A 19,211-nucleotide genomic window follows, 5' to 3' on the forward strand; every position below is an offset into this window, starting at 1 on the left:
TATAAATATAAATATAAATGCAAGACGACCCATCGGGTCGTCTCTACGTTCCTTGCATTGCCAACAATGCGCTTCCGTATGCTGCTTCTGTATTGACTGAAGATTTTACGGGTACTTTTAAATATCGCTGACGAATTGCTGTCCAAGTTGGGTTTGCTGCACCTCCACCTGCTGTATAAACCCAATTTAGTTTATCTGCTCCTAATTCCTGCAATAATTCATATCCCCTTGCCTCAATGCGGGCGATACTTTCCAATAACCCATGCAAAAATTCTGCGTTATTTTCTGGACGTGGTTCTAATTGAGGCTGTAAATTTGCATCATTAATGGGAAAACGCTCCCCAGCTTTCAACAATGGGTAATAATCTAATTCGCTGATTTTACCTGGGTCAATTTCGCGGCTGAGGCTCTCTAATTCTGCATTTGAGAAAAAATGCCGTAATACTGCACCACCCGTATTAGAAGCTCCTCCCACCAACCATAAGTCCTTTTCTTGTTTGTTTGTCTCTTGACCAAAATTGGGAAAGCGGTGACTGTAAATGCCATATCGCGAATCTTCTACATAGGTACGACTTAGTAATTTAACAGCAAGGGTAGAACCGAGAGATGTTACCGCTTCTCCTGGGGTTTTGGCTCCACTGGCAAGAAAAGCCGCGATGCTGTCGGTGGTTCCGGCACAAATTAGGCAATCTGAGGGAAAATTAAAGCGGGTGGCAATTTCTTCAGTAATTGTTCCTACTGGCTCCCCTGGTGTGAGAATCTTCGGCAACTCAATTGCTAAATTTAGCTTTTTTGTCAACCAATCTGGATATTTTAATTTTTCTATGTCATATCCCAACTTCAAAGCATTATGGTAATCGCTAATACCCAACTGCCCATGCAGCAAAAATCCTAACCAATCGGCTTGATGAAGGAAATATCTGGCTTGGGGGAATGTTGTTAACTGCGAGAACCAAAGTAGTTTGACTAAACTAGAAGTAGCACTTAATACCGTGTGATTTGGTGGTGCAATATTTTTGAGTTGTTCTAACAAACCCGCTCCCCGCCCATCGTTGTAGAGTAAGGGTGTATCTACAGGTTTTCCTGCGGCATCGCACAGCATTACAGTCGCCGAAGTCCCATTAATTGCGATCGCTTTAATTCTTTTCCTAATATCTAGGGAAATTTGCCCCAGTAGCGCCAACAGTGCCTCGTGCCAGGAGCTAGGCAAATCCGCCACCGTTACCATATTAAACGGATAACGACCCTCTGCCTGAACTTGCCCTTCCCGATCGATGACTACACATCTCGCACCAGAAGTCCCAAAGTCAATGCCTAAATACAAACTCATGATTTGTTGAGATTTTAAATTTTAATACAATATCTTGACAAAAACTCAAACTAAATATTTTTTAATTAACTAATTCCCAATGCCCAATTCCCCAATTATGTTGCATCTTGTAACAAGATATTCCCCATTCCAAGCAAAACAAGGAAAAGTAGTAAACGAAGTCTTTAAAATGAATTTGTAGATAGGAGAACTAACGCGATGTCATTATCAGATACCCAAGTCTATGTTGCCCTTGTTGTTGCCCTGATTCCAGGACTTTTGGCTTGGCGTTTAGCGACTGAACTGTACAAAAACTAAAACTGGCTAGGGATTTGTTGCGATCGCGAGAGTATTGCAGTAAATCCCTAGTCACCTGGCAGGAGAATCGGTAATTCTCTGATTTGACGGTTTTATTCGCGTTCATTCGGGTGAAAATACCTACTGAAACTGCCAGGTTCCCATTCTCACAGTGGAATTACCGTGGCAAACTCTGGAAAATACAGTAATATGGCAGCAAAACTAAACCGCATTAGTTAAAATAAACCATACTTGCGGCATAGCTATTCCCAAGAGCGAGGTTTCTCTTCCTAAACTTATGAATGCCATCCAACCTTCCAGACCCCCGCTACAACAACCAACGCCCAAAAAACGGACAACTCCTAGACCACATCGGCACTTGCATCAGCGATCGCGCCGAGTTATGGCACTGGAAACGACTGTGAAAATTGGTGTTAATATCGCCATCTCGACCGCTGCAATATCGGCTTTGGTACAACTTTTACCCTACCACTGGACGCAGCAAGAGAAGTTACGCGCTGTTCGCACTGAGGTTAATCAAATGGAAGCCCGTGTTGGCAACTTACAGACTGAGTTTAGCCTTAATTTTGATCCGCGCCAAACAAAAAGAAATATGCAGCTTCAGGGATATCGTTTCGACCCAAATCAACGCCAAGTGGTGATCAAGGACATGGAAAAGGGGGATTCAGAATAGTCCAAAATATCTTCCGAAGGAACTATTCAGCTTAAGCTCTGGATGCTTATCTGAAGATAATAGTTGATAAGCAGTTTTACATGCCTTTGTAACTATATAGCTATTCATTTATTAGTAATTAAAAAGCCAAAAATAATTTTCAGGTTATAAGAAATTGAATACTTGTAAGCAAAAGAATCCCGTTCTCGCAACTAGCAGGAACGGGATTCTTTTTGAGCGTGTCCAGATTTTTGGTTCTAGGCATTCTATCTGCAATAATCTGTTTATCGATAAGCTACTTGGGGACCTGCCCAAACTTGCGTGGATTGGTTCCCAAAAGTCACAGGTTGATCGCGATCGGTTGCACTTGCCGTTTTGCCGTCATCACCAACGGTAAGTAGTGACCAATCTTCTTCACCCATTTCACCCGCACGGAATAATGCGTGGTTGGGTTGTGACTTGCTCCAACCTAACAGAATCGAAATTTTTTCGCGATCGCTTTCTTGGACTGCCGGACCAACGGTGTTTGTACGGTCTTTTTCGCGATGCCAAATTACTGCGTAGTCGTTGACATCAGATGTATTCATCACACCTTCAAATCGACGGGCAAGGAAGCGATCCCCTTTTTCCGACCAACTTACAGGAACTAATACACCGATTGTTCCTTCACCGTTAGCGTCAGGCGCGGATTTAACGTTAATCAACACATCTCGGTTACGGGATGTTGATGTCACAACCCGCAATTGTTTGGTTTTTCGGTCTTCGATAAACAAAACGCTGCTGACACGACTGTTATGCTGTTCTGGATTAACTTCGAGTTGCACACGGCTGTATACTGCATAACGTCCATCAGGGGAAATAACGGGAACGCTACGGTAATAGCCAACACCACCACCCTTACTACCCATAGATTCCTGAGTTTGGGCAATCCATTTCATCGGAATTGGATAAGCACTACCTAATGGGTCTTCCGATTCTTGTTGTGTTGCCGCATTCGCTCCCCCAGGTGCTATCTGGTCGTTAAAATTCGACCGTGATTCGCGAATCGGGTTAATTTTAGCTGCGTACAATGAAGCTTGATGTTCTGCCACCAAAGAATTGTTCTTCGCAATTTTTAATCTTTCAATCAAATCATCCTGACTGGTGGGAAGCTCAGATGTTCGTTCTTCTGAATTTGCCAGTGGAGCTAACTCTACGGTTGCAAATGGGTCCCTATTTGGCTGTTCTGTCCCTTGAGGATTTTCTGCTTCTAGTGAAGAATTTCTATCTCTTCCTAACAATCGCGGTTCGACAACAGCTGCCATTTGCATCGGCATTGGTCCCATTATCTCTGCCGACAAATTATCTTGACTTTGATTGAGTAATACTTGATTTACAGCATAATCACCAACCCCTGGGGTTTTTACTGACGCAGAGCCAGCATCATTGGTGACAGAAGTCGAAGCATACGTTATTACTCCTGACTGCGTTACGGATGTTGCATGACTGCTAGCTGCCACAAAAGGCGCAATTAGCATCACGAGTACAACATACTTTAAAAATGGTTGTACGCGAAACCATCCTGACAACAAAAGGGTTTTCAGCATCTGTTGGCTCTCTAAAAGGGGGGGGTGTTGCTGTGTGAAGAGAAATGCCGAGACAGCGAATCCAGACAAACTTATTACATGTATAACAGGGAACTCCTGCTTTTAACAAAACTTTTGCATTATTTTACACAAAATATTGTTTTTACACAAAATAGATATGTACTACGTACGCACCTCTGGGAACTAAATTGAAGTAATTAACTATAGATACAGTGTGGTATCGAGTACTTCCTGAAGACAAATGATATTTTTCACAATCTTGACCCACCTTACCATATTTATCATGACATGTTGTATAAAATATGTCCGTTAAATCCTGTACTTATGGAGGGTTCAAATAAGCGATCGCATCAAAGCTTTAGGAAGACGGAGGCAGTTTGCGACTAACCTGGTTGATATTTACTGTTAGTTACTTAATCTTGCGGAGTGTAAATATTTGGCTGTAATAACAGCATGACATGAGAGACTGACTAGCGAAATACACAAGTATACAAGTCACCCTTTTCTTACTTCCGATTAGAAGTAATTTGATTGTAGAATCTCACTATTCAAATTTTCAAAAGCCAAGTACCAATGGATATATCCAAGATATGGTTTTTAAGTTTGTGCTTTTGGTAGGTTGGATGGGATAAATTTCAACCAGCAGGCTTGTGGAACAATTCTTAAATCTTTTGGGAACAAGAAACTAGTCAAAACTAAAGAGGTAGATGTGAGCTATGCTTGTAGCTAACAACATTATAGCTCTACTTGGTTATATTCGTCTCCCTATGGCAATAAAAAAATTTGCCTACGGTTACTTAATTTATTTCATAAATCGCGATCGCTCAACCGAATAATAACTATTTTTCCGTAGCTTGTGCGACATTTTGTACTTAAGCAAGCAATGAAAAATTTTGTTTCATGAAAGAATTAGTTGAATGTGCGATCGGAGAAAATCAGTAATGACGAAAATAATCTTTTTTGGTACACCACAGTTTGCCGTTCCTACCCTCGAGAAACTACTTAATCACCCAAGTATTGAAGTTTTGGCTGTTGTGACTCAACCTGATAAACGACGTGAACGTGGAAATAAACTAACTCCTTCACCAATAAAAAATCTTGCCTTAACCCACAACTTACCGATTTGGCAACCTTCAAGGATAAAGAAAGATGAAGAAACCTTGACTCAACTCAAACAATCTGGTGCAGATGCATTTGTAGTGGTTGCCTACGGACAAATTTTATCCCCAGAAATTTTGGATATGCCTAAACTTGGTTGTATTAACGTGCATGGTTCGATTTTACCAAAATACCGAGGAGCCGCGCCAATTCAATGGTGTTTGTATAACGATGAAACTGAGACAGGTATTACCACCATGATGATGGATGCCGGGATGGATACTGGGGCGATGTTACAAAAAGTAACAACCCCGATAGATTTACTGGATAATGCCAATACTTTAGCAGAAAGACTGTCAACTCTTGGTGCTGATTTATTAATAGAAACTTTGGTTAAACTCGAAGCTGGAGAAATTCAACCAATTCCTCAAGATAACCATCTGGCAACCTACGCACCTTTAATCAAAAAGGAAGACTATAAATTAGACTGGTCAAAAAGCGCGATTCAATTACATAATCAAATTCGAGGCTTTTACCCCAACTGCGTTACAAATTTTCGCGAACAACCTTTAAAAATTACAGCTTCTATTCCCCTCAGTGAAAATAATTCAATTGAACTACCCCAGCAATATCAACAGTTACTGCAAAAATTACCAGACTTATCGATTTCTTCGTCAAAGCCTGGGGAAGTTGTCAGTATAATCAAGGGGATGGGAGCATTGGTAAAAACAGGAGATGGTTTTTTGTTGCTCCACGAAGCTCAACCAGCAGGAAAGCGTCCTTTGTCTGGATGGGATTTAGTTAATGGAATGCGGCTAAATGTGGGAGAATTACTTGGTTAGTCAGAACTTTCGCGATCGCGGCAAAGTTTACAGGGACCATCTGGTTTAACTACACAGCGAAGCAGTTCTGATAGAGCATTATAGCGACATGTTGCATCACCAATTACCCAGCGTCCTTGTACTAAACTTTTTTCGATTGGACGTTGTGCTGACTGGACGTAAACAGCAACTTTATGTAAGCAGTAACGTCCAGATTTTAGCTGGTATTGATGCCGACGTTCTAAAACTGCGTAGGTTTTTCCTTCTAAATCTAGATAATTTCCAGGTTGTGGCATCCAATCTAGTTTTACATTGCCAAGGGATTGACGTGGATGCGTCAATATTACTTCGGTTGGTAAATTCTCTGGCTCCATAGGCTTGTACAAAGTGCTTTACATCATAATAGGACGTTAACGCACTTGTTGCTTATACCCGACTGAGTTAATATTCTAATTACAGTAAAAATGGCTTATAAATTGACTTTGAAACGCAGAGGAACGCCGAGGTAAACGCAAAGTTACGCGGAGTATTTATTTGAGTTTTTGTGCGAAGATAAAAGTCTATCTATTAGCCATTTACTATATAGTTCACTATGAATGTTTTGTTAATGGTATTAATTAAGGCGGAATTAATACAAAATGTAGAGACGCGATATATCGCGTCTCTACATTTTGTGTTTGGAGATTTCTAATACTGGCAGAACTAGGGTTTATGCAGTAACCAGCAAACCGGGCAAAATTCCTTCTTTTTGTGCCATCGATAACATGAGGTCAATTACTCGATTTGAGTAACCCCACTCGTTGTCATACCAAGACACAGTTTTGAAAAAGTTGGAATTTAACTCAATACCCGCACCAGCATCAAAAATACTCGATCGCACGTCTCCCTGAAAATCTGTGGAAACAACTTCATCTCTTGTATATCCCAGAATCCCCTTTAATTCCCCTTCGGAAGCTGCTTTCATTGCCGCACAGATTTCTTTATAGCTAGTGGATTTACTCGTTTTGAAAGTTAAATCAACTACCGAAACGTCAGGAGTAGGAACGCGGAAAGCCATCCCTGTCAACTTACCCTTTAATTGGGGTAAAACTAGGGCTACAGCTTTCGCAGCACCCGTTGAAGATGGGATAATATTTTGTGCTGCACCCCGTCCACCACGCCAGTCTTTTTTACTGGGACCATCTACAGTGGGTTGGGTTGCTGTCATTGCGTGAACTGTGGTCATTAACCCTTCAGCCAAGCCAAAGTTATCCTCAATTACCTTGGCAATTGGTGCGAGGCAATTTGTTGTACAGCTTGCATTCGAGACGATCGCATGTTTACTGGGGTCGAATAAGTTATGGTTTACACCAACTACAAAGGTTTGTACATGTTCGGGGTCTTTGGTGGGAGCGGAGATGACAACCCGCTTCGCACCTGCTTTTAAGTGATTTTCAGCCCCTGCAAAGTCGGTAAAGAAGCCAGTAGATTCTACAATATAATCTGCACCTAATTTACCCCAAGGTAATTCTGCTGGGTTGCGAACAGAAACGCAGGGAATAAACCTACCATCAACCACAATACCATCGGGTTTGGCTTCGATAGTACCTTGGTATGTGCCGTGGGTAGAGTCGTATTTTAGCAAATACGCGAGGTTATCGGGGGGTACAAGGTCATTAATGCCAACAAACTCGATGTTTGGGTTGTTCATACCAGCGCGAAACACCAAACGTCCAATGCGTCCAAATCCGTTGATGCCTACTTTCAACTTAGCCAAGTTCAATCCTCCTTTTACTGTTGATCCAAGTCCGGTTGTTTTCTCATTGCTGGCATTGAGGTGTAGCCAGAATCGCTTTTAGCTGGGGACTCGATTTGATTCATCCTGACAGTAGCATTTTAGGAAAGCGGATTTAATTGGCTTGTTTTAAGATTTGTGAGGAGATTGGATATGGGAGGGAAAAATTGCGATATGCCTTTGGCATTAAGCTTTGCTTATCGCGATCGCTCATTTAAGATATCGCATGTCGGGTTTTTCAGGTTTTTTACGTGGGGTTAGAAGTCGGGTTACTGGATTTGGTCGTACTTAGCCATGAGATTTTTAGTGGGGGTAGGAACCCGACTTCCTGGGTTTGGTTATACTTAGGCATGAGATTTTTCGTGGGGGTAGGAACCCGACTTCCTGGGTTTGGTTGTACTTAGGCATGAGATTTTTCGTGGGGGTAGGAACCCGATTTCCTGGGTTTGTAATTTGATGCGATCGCAATTTATCGTATCACCCAATCGCAATAAAATTAGGGCAAACGGTTGTTTGCCCCTACGGTATATTTAACTGCCTTCGTGTCCTATTTTGGTATTCGCACCAATATCTTGCCAAACCCAATCGCGGATTTCTGCCATATCCTCACCGTGCTGGTTAATATACAGCTTGTGTTCGATGAGTTTGTCTTGGCACATTTGCTTGATGTAAGCTGCCGAATATCCCAACATCGGAACGCGATCGATTACGTCCATTGCTAAGTGGAATCGGTCTAAATCGTTCAAAACTACCATATCAAATGGTGTAGTTGTGGTTCCTTCTTCCTTGTAACCGCGAACGTGCAAATTCTTATGGTTTGTCCGACGGTAAGTGAGACGGTGAATTAACCAGGGATATCCGTGATAGGCAAAAATAATCGGTTTATTGGTGGTAAATATCGAATCAAAATCTTTATCTGACAAACCGTGGGGATGTTCCGTTTGCGGTTGCAATTTCATCAAATTGACAATATTTACCACCCGAATTTTTAAGGTGGGGATGTGCTTCCTCAATATATCTACCGCAGCTAGGGTTTCTAATGTGGGAACATCCCCTGCACATGCCATCACAACGTCGGGTTCGCTAGCTATGTCGCTGCTTGCCCATTCCCAAATGCCAATACCCTTTGTACAGTGTTTAGTTGCTGCATCCATGTTGAGATACTGCAATGCTGGCTGTTTGCCTGCGACTATCACATTTACATAATGACGACTTCGCAAACAATGGTCTGTTACTGATAATAAAGTATTCGCATCTGGTGGTAAATATACTCGCACTACCTCTGGTTTCTTATTAATCACATGGTCGATAAAACCTGGGTCTTGGTGGGAAAATCCGTTGTGGTCTTGTCGCCATACATGGGAAGTTAGTAAATAATTTAACGAAGCTATAGGTCTTCTCCAAGGTATATCCAAGGTCGTTTTTAACCACTTGGCATGTTGGTTAAACATGGAGTCGATAATGTGGATAAATGCTTCGTAACAGGAGAAAAACCCGTGACGACCTGTTAATAAGTATCCCTCTAACCAACCTTGACAGGTGTGTTCGCTGAGAATTTCCATCACTCGACCATCTGGAGAAAGATGGTCATCTTCAGGTAATATTTTGGCATCCCAGGTTCTATCTGTAACTTCAAACACTGCATCTAATCGGTTCGATGCGGTTTCATCGGGTCCAAATACTCGAAAATTCTTGCTTTCCGAGTTCAACTTCATCACGTCTCTGAGGAATTTACCAGTGACTTTGGTAGCTTCAGCAACAACTGAACCTGGTTTTGGTACATCGACTGCGTAATTGGCAAAGTCTGGCATTCTCAATTCCCGCAGCAATACACCACCATTAGCGTGGGGATTGTCACCCATGCGTTTTTGTCCTTTGGGTGCGAGTTCTGCTAATTCTGGGATTAATTTACCGTTTTCATCGAAGAGTTCTTCGGGTTTGTAACTCTTCATCCACTGTTCTAAAAGCTGGAGATGTGCGGGTTTTTTGGCAATTTCGCCAAATGGGACTTGGTGCGATCGCCAAGAATCTTCTGTTTTTTTACCGTCAACTTCTTTTGGTCCTGTCCATCCTTTGGGACTTCTAAGAATAATCATCGGATATTGGGGACGTTTGGTAAACCCATGTACTCGCGCTTCCCTTTGAATCCCGCGAATTTCTTCAGCGATCGTATCTAAAGTTGCTGCCATGAGTTGATGCATCGCTTCGGGATCGGAACCTTCGACAAAGTAAGGTTTGTAACCGTAACCAATAAATAAACTTTCTAATTCCTCGTTGGAAATTCTGGCTAAAACCGTTGGATTGGCGATTTTATAGCCGTTCAGGTGGAGAATGGGTAAAACAGCACCATCGGTTGCCGGGTTGAGGAACTTATTTGAGTGCCAGCTAGCTGCAAGTGGTCCGGTTTCGGCTTCTCCGTCACCAATGACGCAAGCAACTAATAAGTCTGGGTTGTCGAATGCTGCCCCGTAAGCGTGGGAAAGTGCGTAACCAAGTTCCCCCCCTTCATGGATGGAACCGGGGGTTTCTGGAGCTACATGACTGGGGATACCTCCGGGGAAGGAGAATTGTTTGAATAGTTGCTGCATTCCCTGGGTGTCTTGGGAGATGTTGGGGTAATATTCGCTGTAGGTTCCCTCTAAGTAAGTATTTGCTACCAAACCTGGACCACCATGACCCGGACCAGCAATATAAATTGCGCTTTGGTCGTGTTTTTTGATGATTCTATTTAGATGAGCGTAAATAAAGTTTAAACCTGGTGTGGTTCCCCAATGTCCAAGTAATCGGGGTTTTACGTGTTCGAGTTTTAAAGGTTCTCGGAGAAGTGGGTTATCGAGTAGATATATTTGTCCGACTGAGAGATAATTGGCAGCTCGCCAATAAGCGTTTATTTGGTGTAGTTCTTGCTCATTTAAAGGCTTTGATGTGGTGGAAATTGCTAATGTCATAATCGCACCTGGCAGCAAATTGATTTGGATAGGATTTATTGAGTCTGCTAGTTTATTTGTCTGTTGATTTGAGATTAACCCCACTAATGAGCAATGTTTCCCAAATTTTAGAGAAAATATTAGGTATAGTTCTCTTGAAAGGATATTCCATTACTATTTAGAATCACCAGGAGTTGTCACAATCGCTGTTGATACCTTTCTCTGTCAATTTACCAGAAAAACTACTTACAGGATAGATTATTTAATAATTGTTTAGGTAAGTACAAATCCAATGATTTTAAGCTGGATAACTTGGAAATATTTTCCAAAAAAAGAAAAATATATCTGGAGATAGAGGTTATTATTTTTTGGTAAATATAGCTAATAATCTTTTTACAGTCAGTGAATTAAATGAAATTTCAATCTACAACTTACCAAGTTCCAAGCTTGACTGAAAATTATTTGTTCGTTGGTTATTTATCGCAGTAATAATCCTTAATTGAAGCGTATTAATATATAAGAGATAAAAACCGCAGATGCACACAGATTAACGCGGATAAATACAGATAAATACCCAGCAAAGTTCGGCAAAGTTGCAGAGAGAAGAAGTTTTAGGAGATTTGATCGGTAGTAAACACTAAACCTCGTCCATTTTGGAACAAGCGAGTTTTTGATTATCCTGCTGCGTCATTGTGACGTAAGGTAGATGAGGTTTAATAAATTAATCTAAATTGCCGCTAATCTTAAATCCTGCCCAATAATATGGATGACTATATAACTTTTCATTTGTACTCATATTGCTAGTTCTAGATAGCTGAGTCGCAACAAGTGACTGTATTCTCACACCACCTAAAGGTGATTTTCTTAGAAGAATATCATACCATTTCTTTAAATCATCTACGGTTAATTCTTTCAACCAGATAGTTGCTTCATTTAATGCGACTGTGGCTGATTTCCCTTGTTTTAATCTGCGGTAAAATTCCACCATTACTAATGCATTTGCTCCAGGTTCTATCATCCATTGTGTACTCACAATATGGTTGACACCTTGTTTCATGAATACGCTAGTTATATCAACACATTCTGATGTATATCTAGATGTAATCATTTGCTGATTACTATTAGCTATTTCACCTGCGGATAGGGTAATTAAGTTGTAATTAGCTAAAGTGTTTTTGCTAATTTCTTCGAGGGGAAGTGTATCTGATATTGCGAGCAATAATTCTGATTTTTGTGGGTAAATAATGTTCTCGGCAATGTAACCTGTGAAGTGCAGAATATTATAGTTTTTTATTTCATTTGTAACTGCTTCCTTTGTCGCTTTTTCTCCCAGAATGCGTTTCATTTTAAGAAACATCTGGGTAATTGCTTCGGTTTCTAATTTTGTTGATTTTAATTCTTTGTAACCTAGAGTATTTGGTGCTTCTACACTAAGTAAAGATTGTTGTTCTAAATGCCAAGAATTATTTAGTTGTGATAATCCAATTTCGGCAGTGGGAAGATAAGTAATAGTTAATTCTACGTGGGGAGGTTCAATCTGAAAAAGGGCATGTATAGGTAGTTTAAATAGTTCTCGATGGGGAATTATAATTAATTTTGTAATCCCTTCAAGTTCGTGTTCTATAGCAGAAATATTCAATATCTCGCGAAGTTTTAGCAAGCGATGGAGCATATCCCGTTGCCACGAATATTCCCAAGAATCTTGATTTTGGTCTAGATTTCCAATTCCAATATTTCCAATTCCAATATGGCGATATTTATGATATTCTTGTTGCCAATCTTCAAGCCAATCTTCAAATGCTGTTAAGCGCTCGACTGCTTCCGGAATTGGTAACTCATCCATTTCCCCAATACTAAAAATGGGTGTAAAAACAAGTAATGGTTCGGGATGACTCTTTTTGACAATGAAGCTGCGTAATCCTGATGGACTAATATGCCAATAAATGATGGCAGTTGTCGAATTTACGAGTTGTTGAAATGCGTCGTAATTGGGGGAAGAAATATTTTGAGGTGAATCTGATATTAACCAATTTAAACAATTATTTTTACCCGATTCGGCAATTTCTAATGCTTGTACTAATTCACCTTGTTGAACGGCAATATCTACAGCAAGTTGTCCAAAACTAGCAAATTTTAATGCTAGTGCTTTTTTACTTTCTTCAGAACGATTCGTCTCATTTAAAGCATTTGTCAATAAATTTGCTGCGTAGGTTTGGAATTGCTGTGCTTGGTTTGTATCACCAAAACCTAGTAAAACTTTCGTAATGTTTTGCAGAACTTCTAAATGCAGTTCCAGGAAATTTTCTGGAGTCGCTGTTAGTAATGCTTGGTTATATGCATGAATTGCTTGTGACCAATCTTCATTGATAAAACTATTGTGCTTACCTCTGTCATAATAAGCATTACCAAGGGTTAAATATAGTTTTGCCCAAGCTTCGGGATAGGTATTTTGGTCTATGTAGTTGACTGCTGCGGCGTAAGTTGCTAACTTACCATCATTCCCCCGTGCTGTTAATGAAGGGTTTGCGGATGCGATCGCACTATGAGAACTGAGGTAAAAGTCAAATCCTGGTGATTTTTCAACTGCATTTGCCCTTGCCATCCAAGCTTCTAAGTAGTCGGGTTGTAACTGTAATGTATAGTCAAAGGACAAAATCGCGTCTTCGTATTTCTCGATGGCAAACAGCAACAATCCGCGATTGTACCAAGCGATATGGAAATTAGGTTCAATCGTTACAGTTTCATAGTAAGCGAGAATTGCCTCTTCCGGTTGCCCTAATTTTTCGTGTGCGATCGCTTTATTAAACCAACCTATGTAAAGATTTGGTTGGATATCTAATGCTTTATCCCAAGCGGAAATTGCTTCTTGCCATTGTCCCAAATTTGCATAAATTACGCCTTTGTCAATCCAAATATCGTATAATTCGGGATTCAAAGCCAGAGCATTATCATAGGAGTCAATTGCATCTTCGTGTCTCTGACATTTATCTAAGGCTACACCACGTAAATACCAAAGTTCGTAGGAAGCTGGTTGAGATTTTAAGGCTTTTTGATAGGAAGTAATCGCATCTTCCCACTCTTCTAATTGTGCCTGTGCTAAACCACGATTAAACCAAGCTAAATGATACTGCGGTTGAATTTCTATTGCTTCATCAAATGAGGTAATTGCTTCGGCATAAAGTTTATTTTCTGACAAAGCAACTCCGCGATAATACCAAGCTTGTGCATCTTGGGGTTCGAGTTGGGTTGCTTTGTCGTAACAGGAAATTGCTGCTGTTGTTTGACCTAATTTTAATAATGCTAAGGCTTTACCTGACCAAGCTTCATCATAATCTGATTTGAGTGCGATCGCTTTATCAAATGACGCTAAAGCTCCGTCAAAGCGTTCGAGTTCCCCTAAACCAGCACCTCGATTAAACCATGCTTTGTAATAATCGGGTTTAATGACGATCGCATTTTCATAACTTGCGATCGCATTCTCCAATTTACCCAGATGGAATAGCGCTAAACCGCGATTAAACCAATATTCGTAGGCATCAGGAGACAATGCGATCGCTTGATCGTATGATGCGATCGCGCTAGCTAAATCCCCATTTTTTGTCTGTTGAAGTCCTTGATAATACCATGCTTGTGCTTGAGCTTGTGTACTTGCTTGATTTGGTTCACCAACTATGGATAATTGTTGTGTATTTCCTTGATTTAGTAACCCAGATGCTAGTTGTTCAACTAGATTTGTACTTTGCCCCAACCTAATCCATAGTTCATCGAAAGTTATAGCAATTATTGACGGTAAATTGATTCGTGTCTCATCAATTTTGGTATTTGTCGCAGGTTCAAATTTTTGCCTGGTGACAGGCATAATTGGAGCATTGAAGTCATCGTCAATATTGCTTTCTTTTGAATTATTTGTTATTGAATTTTCTGTTGCTACAATTTCTATTTCAAAGCTTTCATTTATTACTGTTTGACTTTCTGCTGTTTGATTTTCTGTTGTTTGATTTTCGGCTGTTTGTTTTTTAAAATCAACAAGTTCTATTTCTGCTGCTTCAGATGTTATTTCAAAGTTCGATATTCCAAAGCTAGATGTAGTTGCCTCCAGTTCATTTATGCTGGAATCATTTAAAGCTTCATCAAATGTTATATCTAAGTTAGTATGTACTTCCTGCTCAGGTGTTGATGGAGGTTGTAATGGTACAGAAATTATTGTTTCTGGAACAAAAAATTCAACAAAGTTTTCATCAATAATTCGTGCCCATTCTTCTCCTGTGAAAGATGCTGATGTAGTTGTTTCTTCTATTTCTCGTGTTTCTTCTACTTCTTGTATTCTTTCTTCTCCAATCTCTATAATATCTGCTGGATTAGAATTTAAACCCCATAAACTTTCACCAAATTCTCGTAATAATTGCTGCCCTGGACTATCTTCTAGGGAAGTATCAGTAATCTCTAATTCTATATTTTCCGAATTTAGACTTGCTATAATATTATCTGCTTCATCAGAGACAAAATCTTCAGAAATGAAACTAGATAGCGATTGATTTAATTCTGCTTCTGGTTCGGTGTATGTTTCCGATACTATAGGTTCAGAAGTTAGATATGAGGGGGATATAGTCGATAATTCTTCCCCAAATTCATCTAAGAATGATTGATTTGAAGTACTTTCTTCTAAAACATTATTTTCTAACTGGTTGTCTACTTGATTATTGAAATTCGTGAATGTTGCATTTTCCTCTAGTTCATAATCTTCTATAGAATTATCTTCTATAGAATTCTCCTGAATTGAATTGATAACTATAGGATTGACAAAATCGTAATTATATGTGTCTAATTCTATATTTTCTTCTGTATTATCGAGAGGATAATCTTCTAAATAAATCTCTTCTACTACATAAACATCTTCTACAGAATTTACAACGTCAGCATCAAAAGTCGTAAATACTACATTTTCTTCAGCTATATTTGCAACTGCATCACTACTAATATTCGAGTTATCCGTAATATTGAGCGATTCCGGATTGAGTGAATGAGATACAGTTTCTTGTTGAGAATTATCCCATAACTCATCACCAAATGCTCTGATTAAATCTTGCCCAGGAGTATCAAGAGGGACAAAAGAAGTTGTCTCATCTAAGTTGATAATATCTACGATCGCAGTCTCAAAATTTGTAATCTCGAAATTAGATATCACATCTGACTCTATACCTTCCTCACTTTCTACTTTGTGAAAATATTCACCATATTGATTTGAGAACAAATCTTGTTCAAATATTTGGGAATTTTGTACAAGTGGAGGTAATGGAGGCAATAGAGAGTTGCTTTCCACTTCATTTACACCAGCAACAGGTACATGTATCTCAATTCCTCCAACCATTGGTTCACTGCTAACATCTTGCCAGTACTCGCTACCAGAATTACGTGCTAACAATTGCATCCCAATCTCATAGGCTAAATCTCCCATGCTTCCAACTTCCAACTCGCCAAATTGTACGAGTCGAAACGCCAAATCATCATTAGGAGCAGGAGAAGCAAGTAAGCGATCGCCATAATTTTGTAACCAAACCAGCCAACGTTCTTCGCTGATGCGGTTTTCCATGCGATGGAGGAACTTGATAGCCCATTGTTGCCCCCGCACTTGCGCTACACCTTCCAAAAGCTGGCTAAACAAATAATCTAAATCCGCATTCGTTAATTCAGGTAGCGATCGCATCATAGTCTGCTGTGCTACCTGTCGGGAAGAACGCTCCTGTTCTTTGCCAAAGAGTTGTTGGAAAATCTTTTTAAGCATTAAGCAACTTCACTAACCGCTTGGGTATCTACAGTACACTCGGATGTTTTTTGGGATTTTGACGATAAGCGGAGCTTAACACCAAAGACGTATCGCACATTATTATGTAGTCTTCCACGAATCAGAATTACACCCTAAAACTAAAATGTTTGTTTACTACTAACCCAAGTTACTACGACTCAACCCCATTCCCTACAACAATATGCACCAGTAGAAAATACCAAATAACCAATAAAATACTATCTGTCAATACCTAACTACATTTGTTTGAGAAACAAAAGTTACCATAGCACTCAAACTGGCTTTAGCGCTATATTTCCTTGAGCAAACAATTAAATTGGGATGGAGCATTGAGAATTACGCATTACGCATTACGAATTATCTGAGAAGGTAAAATCTATTAGCTATTTTTAATTCACTTCCAAACTTTTTTGACTTGTATTGTAATTGACATTTGAATTCATCGAAATTAGCATCTCTCTACTCCCCATTTTTTCAAATATATAGTACTATTGAACTAGAATCATGGTTCTTCGGTTGCGACTTGAGCAGTCTCTTGGAACTGATCCACCAAAGCCTGAATGATATCCTCTGGATTATCGCTTTCAATCCCCACCTGTTGAGCAACAATTTGGCGTAAATTACCATCTTGTTGCATCAGTTCAGATAGCTGATCGAGGGTAACGGTTTGAAAATCGCCTTCAGTGTTGTCTTCTGAGATAATAGTTTGGATGGGTTCGCTTATTTTTTCTGAGGTTATCTCCAAGGCTGATACTGTATCTGGTCCGCTATACTCCCATATAGGTTCTTGTTGGTTCCGCGTAATTAAACTCATCCCGATGTTGTAGGCAATATCGCCAACTTCACCAACATTTAATTCGCCAAGTTGTATCAATCGCGAGGCTAGTTCGTTATTTGGAGCAGATGATGCCATTAACTTATCGCTAAATCCCCCCAGCCATTCAACCCAGCGTTCAGTAGAAACACGGTGTTCAATGTTGTGTAACCATTTTACTGCCCAAGCATGTCCCCGTGCTTGATTCACTCCTTCCAAAAGTTCGCTAAATAAAAACTCCAAATCTGTGTCATTTAGGGGAGGAACTGCTCTCTGTTGAGCATTTACGCTGATTTTTGTTGGGCTTGATTTAACTCCCAACAAACCTTGAAAAAGACCTTTAAGCCACTGAATGAGCTTTTTGAACATCTACATGCACCCTTCATTCGTTGGTGTGTACCCTAAGATTGTAGCCACAGGGCTACGCTCATAGGAGTGTATAAATTAAATAAAATCTACAGACAAATTATTATCAACATTCATTAATTTATTAAATGTTTAAATACTTTTCATGTAGAAAAATACTCTAGTATTACAAGGCAAAAGTAAAGGAAAGAAATAACATTCTATGAGATTTTTAGCCACTTTAAATGGTAACTTTGTTTGCGCCGTGATGTACTAGTACAAAAATATCGAACTGAGGAAGAAGATATCGGATGAGTATTCGTTTATTTGCAAGGCTTTCAGTCAATATAAATAGTTCATTTATTTATGTGACACTGTACTAGTGACAAAAAATTGTCTTTAACTACGTTTAAAATAAATAGGCTCAAATAGGGCGCTTGTGTAAATTGTCCACTTCTTAGGCGTTGAAATCGCGATAACCATGTCATACGAACCCCTACACCACAAGTATCGCCCAAAAAGCTTTGCAGAATTGGTGGGGCAAGAAGCGATCGCAACCACTCTTACAAATGCTATCAGTACATCGAGGATTGCCCCAGCTTACTTGTTTACGGGACCTCGTGGTACGGGAAAAACATCGAGTGCCCGTATCCTCGCCAAATCGTTAAATTGTCTTAACAGTCCACAACCAACAGCGACTCCTTGCGGGGTATGCGATGTATGTCAGGGAATTTCTAAAGGTTACTCGATTGACGTAATCGAAATTGACGCAGCCAGCAATACTGGTGTTGATAACATTCGGGAAATTATCGAGCGATCGCAGTTTGCTCCCGTGCAGTGTCGCTATAAGGTTTATGCGATTGATGAATGTCATATGTTAAGTACCCAGGCATTCAATGCGCTACTTAAGACACTAGAGGAACCACCGAAACATATTGTTTTTATTCTGGCGACAACTGACCCCCAAAGAGTATTACCTACAATTATTTCACGCTGTCAAAGATTCGATTTTAGAAGAATACCTCTAGACTCATTAGTAAAACATTTAACTTATATTTCGATTCAAGAAAATATTAGTATTTCCGAAAGCGCAATTACTTTAATATCACAACTATCCCAGGGAGGATTACGAGATGCTGAAAGTTTACTCGACCAATTAAGTTTATTATCAGGGGAAGTCACACCCGATAAAGTTTGGGATTTAGTTGGTACTGTTAGTGAAAAAGATTTATTGGGGTTGCTGAGTGCGATCGCATCAGACAATGGAGAAGCGATAATTGATAGTACTCGCAAAATCCTAGATAGAGGACGGGAACCATTAGTAGTCTTGCAAAATCTCGCAGGCTTTTACCGCGACTTACTCATTGCCAAAACAGCACCCAATCGTGGAGATTTGGTCGCTTGTACGCAAGAAACTTGGCTTTCTCTGGTTCAATTTTCCCAAAAACTCAGTATTAACAACATATTAGTCGGACAGCAGCATTTACGTAGCGCTGAAGTTCAGCTAAAAAATACTACCCAACCCAGGCTGTGGTTAGAAGTCACCATACTCGGTTTGCTTCCTTCTGCACAGCAACAGCAACTAATAGCTACAAATATTGCACCAATATCAAACCATTCCACAAATAATTATCAAGCACCAGTTAATCAACCACCAGTTAATCAACCACCAGTTAATCAAGCACCAGTTAATCAACCACCAGTCAATCAAGCACCAGTTAATCAACCACCAGTTAATCAACAACCAGTCAATCAACCACCAGT

General features: G+C 40.0%; 11 protein-coding genes. 4 read left to right on the forward strand and 7 right to left on the reverse strand.

Annotated features, from left to right (window positions below):
* Positions 1–43: 43 nt before the first annotated feature.
* Positions 44–1,330 carry an FGGY-family carbohydrate kinase gene (locus tag CK510_RS09575; protein WP_095721489.1) on the reverse strand — a complete coding sequence of 429 codons (1,287 nt, stop codon included), beginning with the start codon at positions 1,328–1,330 and terminating at the stop codon, positions 44–46.
* A gap of 198 nt (positions 1,331–1,528) precedes the next feature.
* Between CK510_RS09575 and psaM the strand changes: the two genes are divergently transcribed.
* Positions 1,529–1,627: a photosystem I reaction center subunit XII gene (gene psaM / locus CK510_RS09580; protein WP_095721490.1), complete on the forward strand. Its 99-nt coding sequence runs from the start codon at positions 1,529–1,531 to the stop codon at positions 1,625–1,627.
* A 277-nt stretch (positions 1,628–1,904) separates the two neighbouring features.
* Positions 1,905–2,300 (forward strand): slr1601 family putative cell division protein, encoded by a 396-nt coding sequence (locus CK510_RS09585; RefSeq protein WP_095721491.1) that lies wholly within the window; start codon positions 1,905–1,907, stop codon positions 2,298–2,300.
* Positions 2,301–2,563: 263 nt separating this feature from the next.
* On the opposite strand, the gene CK510_RS09590 is transcribed toward CK510_RS09585, so the two are convergent.
* Positions 2,564–3,865, reverse strand: coding sequence for a hypothetical protein (locus CK510_RS09590; protein WP_095721492.1), 1,302 nt, complete (start codon positions 3,863–3,865; stop codon positions 2,564–2,566).
* Positions 3,866–4,806: 941 nt separating this feature from the next.
* Here CK510_RS09590 and fmt point away from each other — a divergent pair.
* Complete coding sequence (gene fmt / locus CK510_RS09595) at positions 4,807–5,805, forward strand: methionyl-tRNA formyltransferase (RefSeq protein ID WP_095721493.1); 999 nt, start codon at positions 4,807–4,809, stop codon at positions 5,803–5,805.
* On the opposite strand, the gene CK510_RS09600 is transcribed toward fmt, so the two are convergent.
* From CK510_RS09600 to CK510_RS09620, 5 genes are all read right to left on the reverse strand, one after another.
* Positions 5,802–6,158, reverse strand: a complete 357-nt coding sequence (locus CK510_RS09600; RefSeq protein ID WP_095721494.1) for a DUF6464 family protein — start codon at positions 6,156–6,158, stop codon at positions 5,802–5,804. The two genes, fmt and CK510_RS09600, sit on opposite strands and share 4 nt — an antisense overlap.
* A 335-nt stretch (positions 6,159–6,493) precedes the next feature.
* Positions 6,494–7,540, reverse strand: a complete 1,047-nt coding sequence (gene gap, locus CK510_RS09605) for a type I glyceraldehyde-3-phosphate dehydrogenase (RefSeq protein ID WP_095721495.1) — start codon at positions 7,538–7,540, stop codon at positions 6,494–6,496.
* A gap of 548 nt (positions 7,541–8,088) precedes the next feature.
* Positions 8,089–10,506, reverse strand: coding sequence for a phosphoketolase family protein (locus tag CK510_RS09610; protein ID WP_095721498.1), 2,418 nt, complete (start codon positions 10,504–10,506; stop codon positions 8,089–8,091).
* 700 nt (positions 10,507–11,206) lie between these two features.
* Positions 11,207–16,267: a CHAT domain-containing protein gene (locus CK510_RS09615; RefSeq protein WP_095721496.1), complete on the reverse strand. Its 5,061-nt coding sequence runs from the start codon at positions 16,265–16,267 to the stop codon at positions 11,207–11,209.
* Between the two features lie 523 nt (positions 16,268–16,790).
* Positions 16,791–17,471: a hypothetical protein gene (locus CK510_RS09620; protein WP_095721497.1), complete on the reverse strand. Its 681-nt coding sequence runs from the start codon at positions 17,469–17,471 to the stop codon at positions 16,791–16,793.
* Positions 17,472–17,928: 457 nt separating this feature from the next.
* Between CK510_RS09620 and CK510_RS09625 the strand changes: the two genes are divergently transcribed.
* The coding region (locus tag CK510_RS09625) for a DNA polymerase III subunit gamma/tau (RefSeq protein WP_143289257.1) at positions 17,929–19,211 on the forward strand (1,283 nt) is incomplete at its 3' end.

This window comes from Brunnivagina elsteri CCALA 953, assembly GCF_002289455.1.
Classification (GTDB): Bacteria; Cyanobacteriota; Cyanobacteriia; order Cyanobacteriales; family Nostocaceae; genus Brunnivagina; species Brunnivagina elsteri.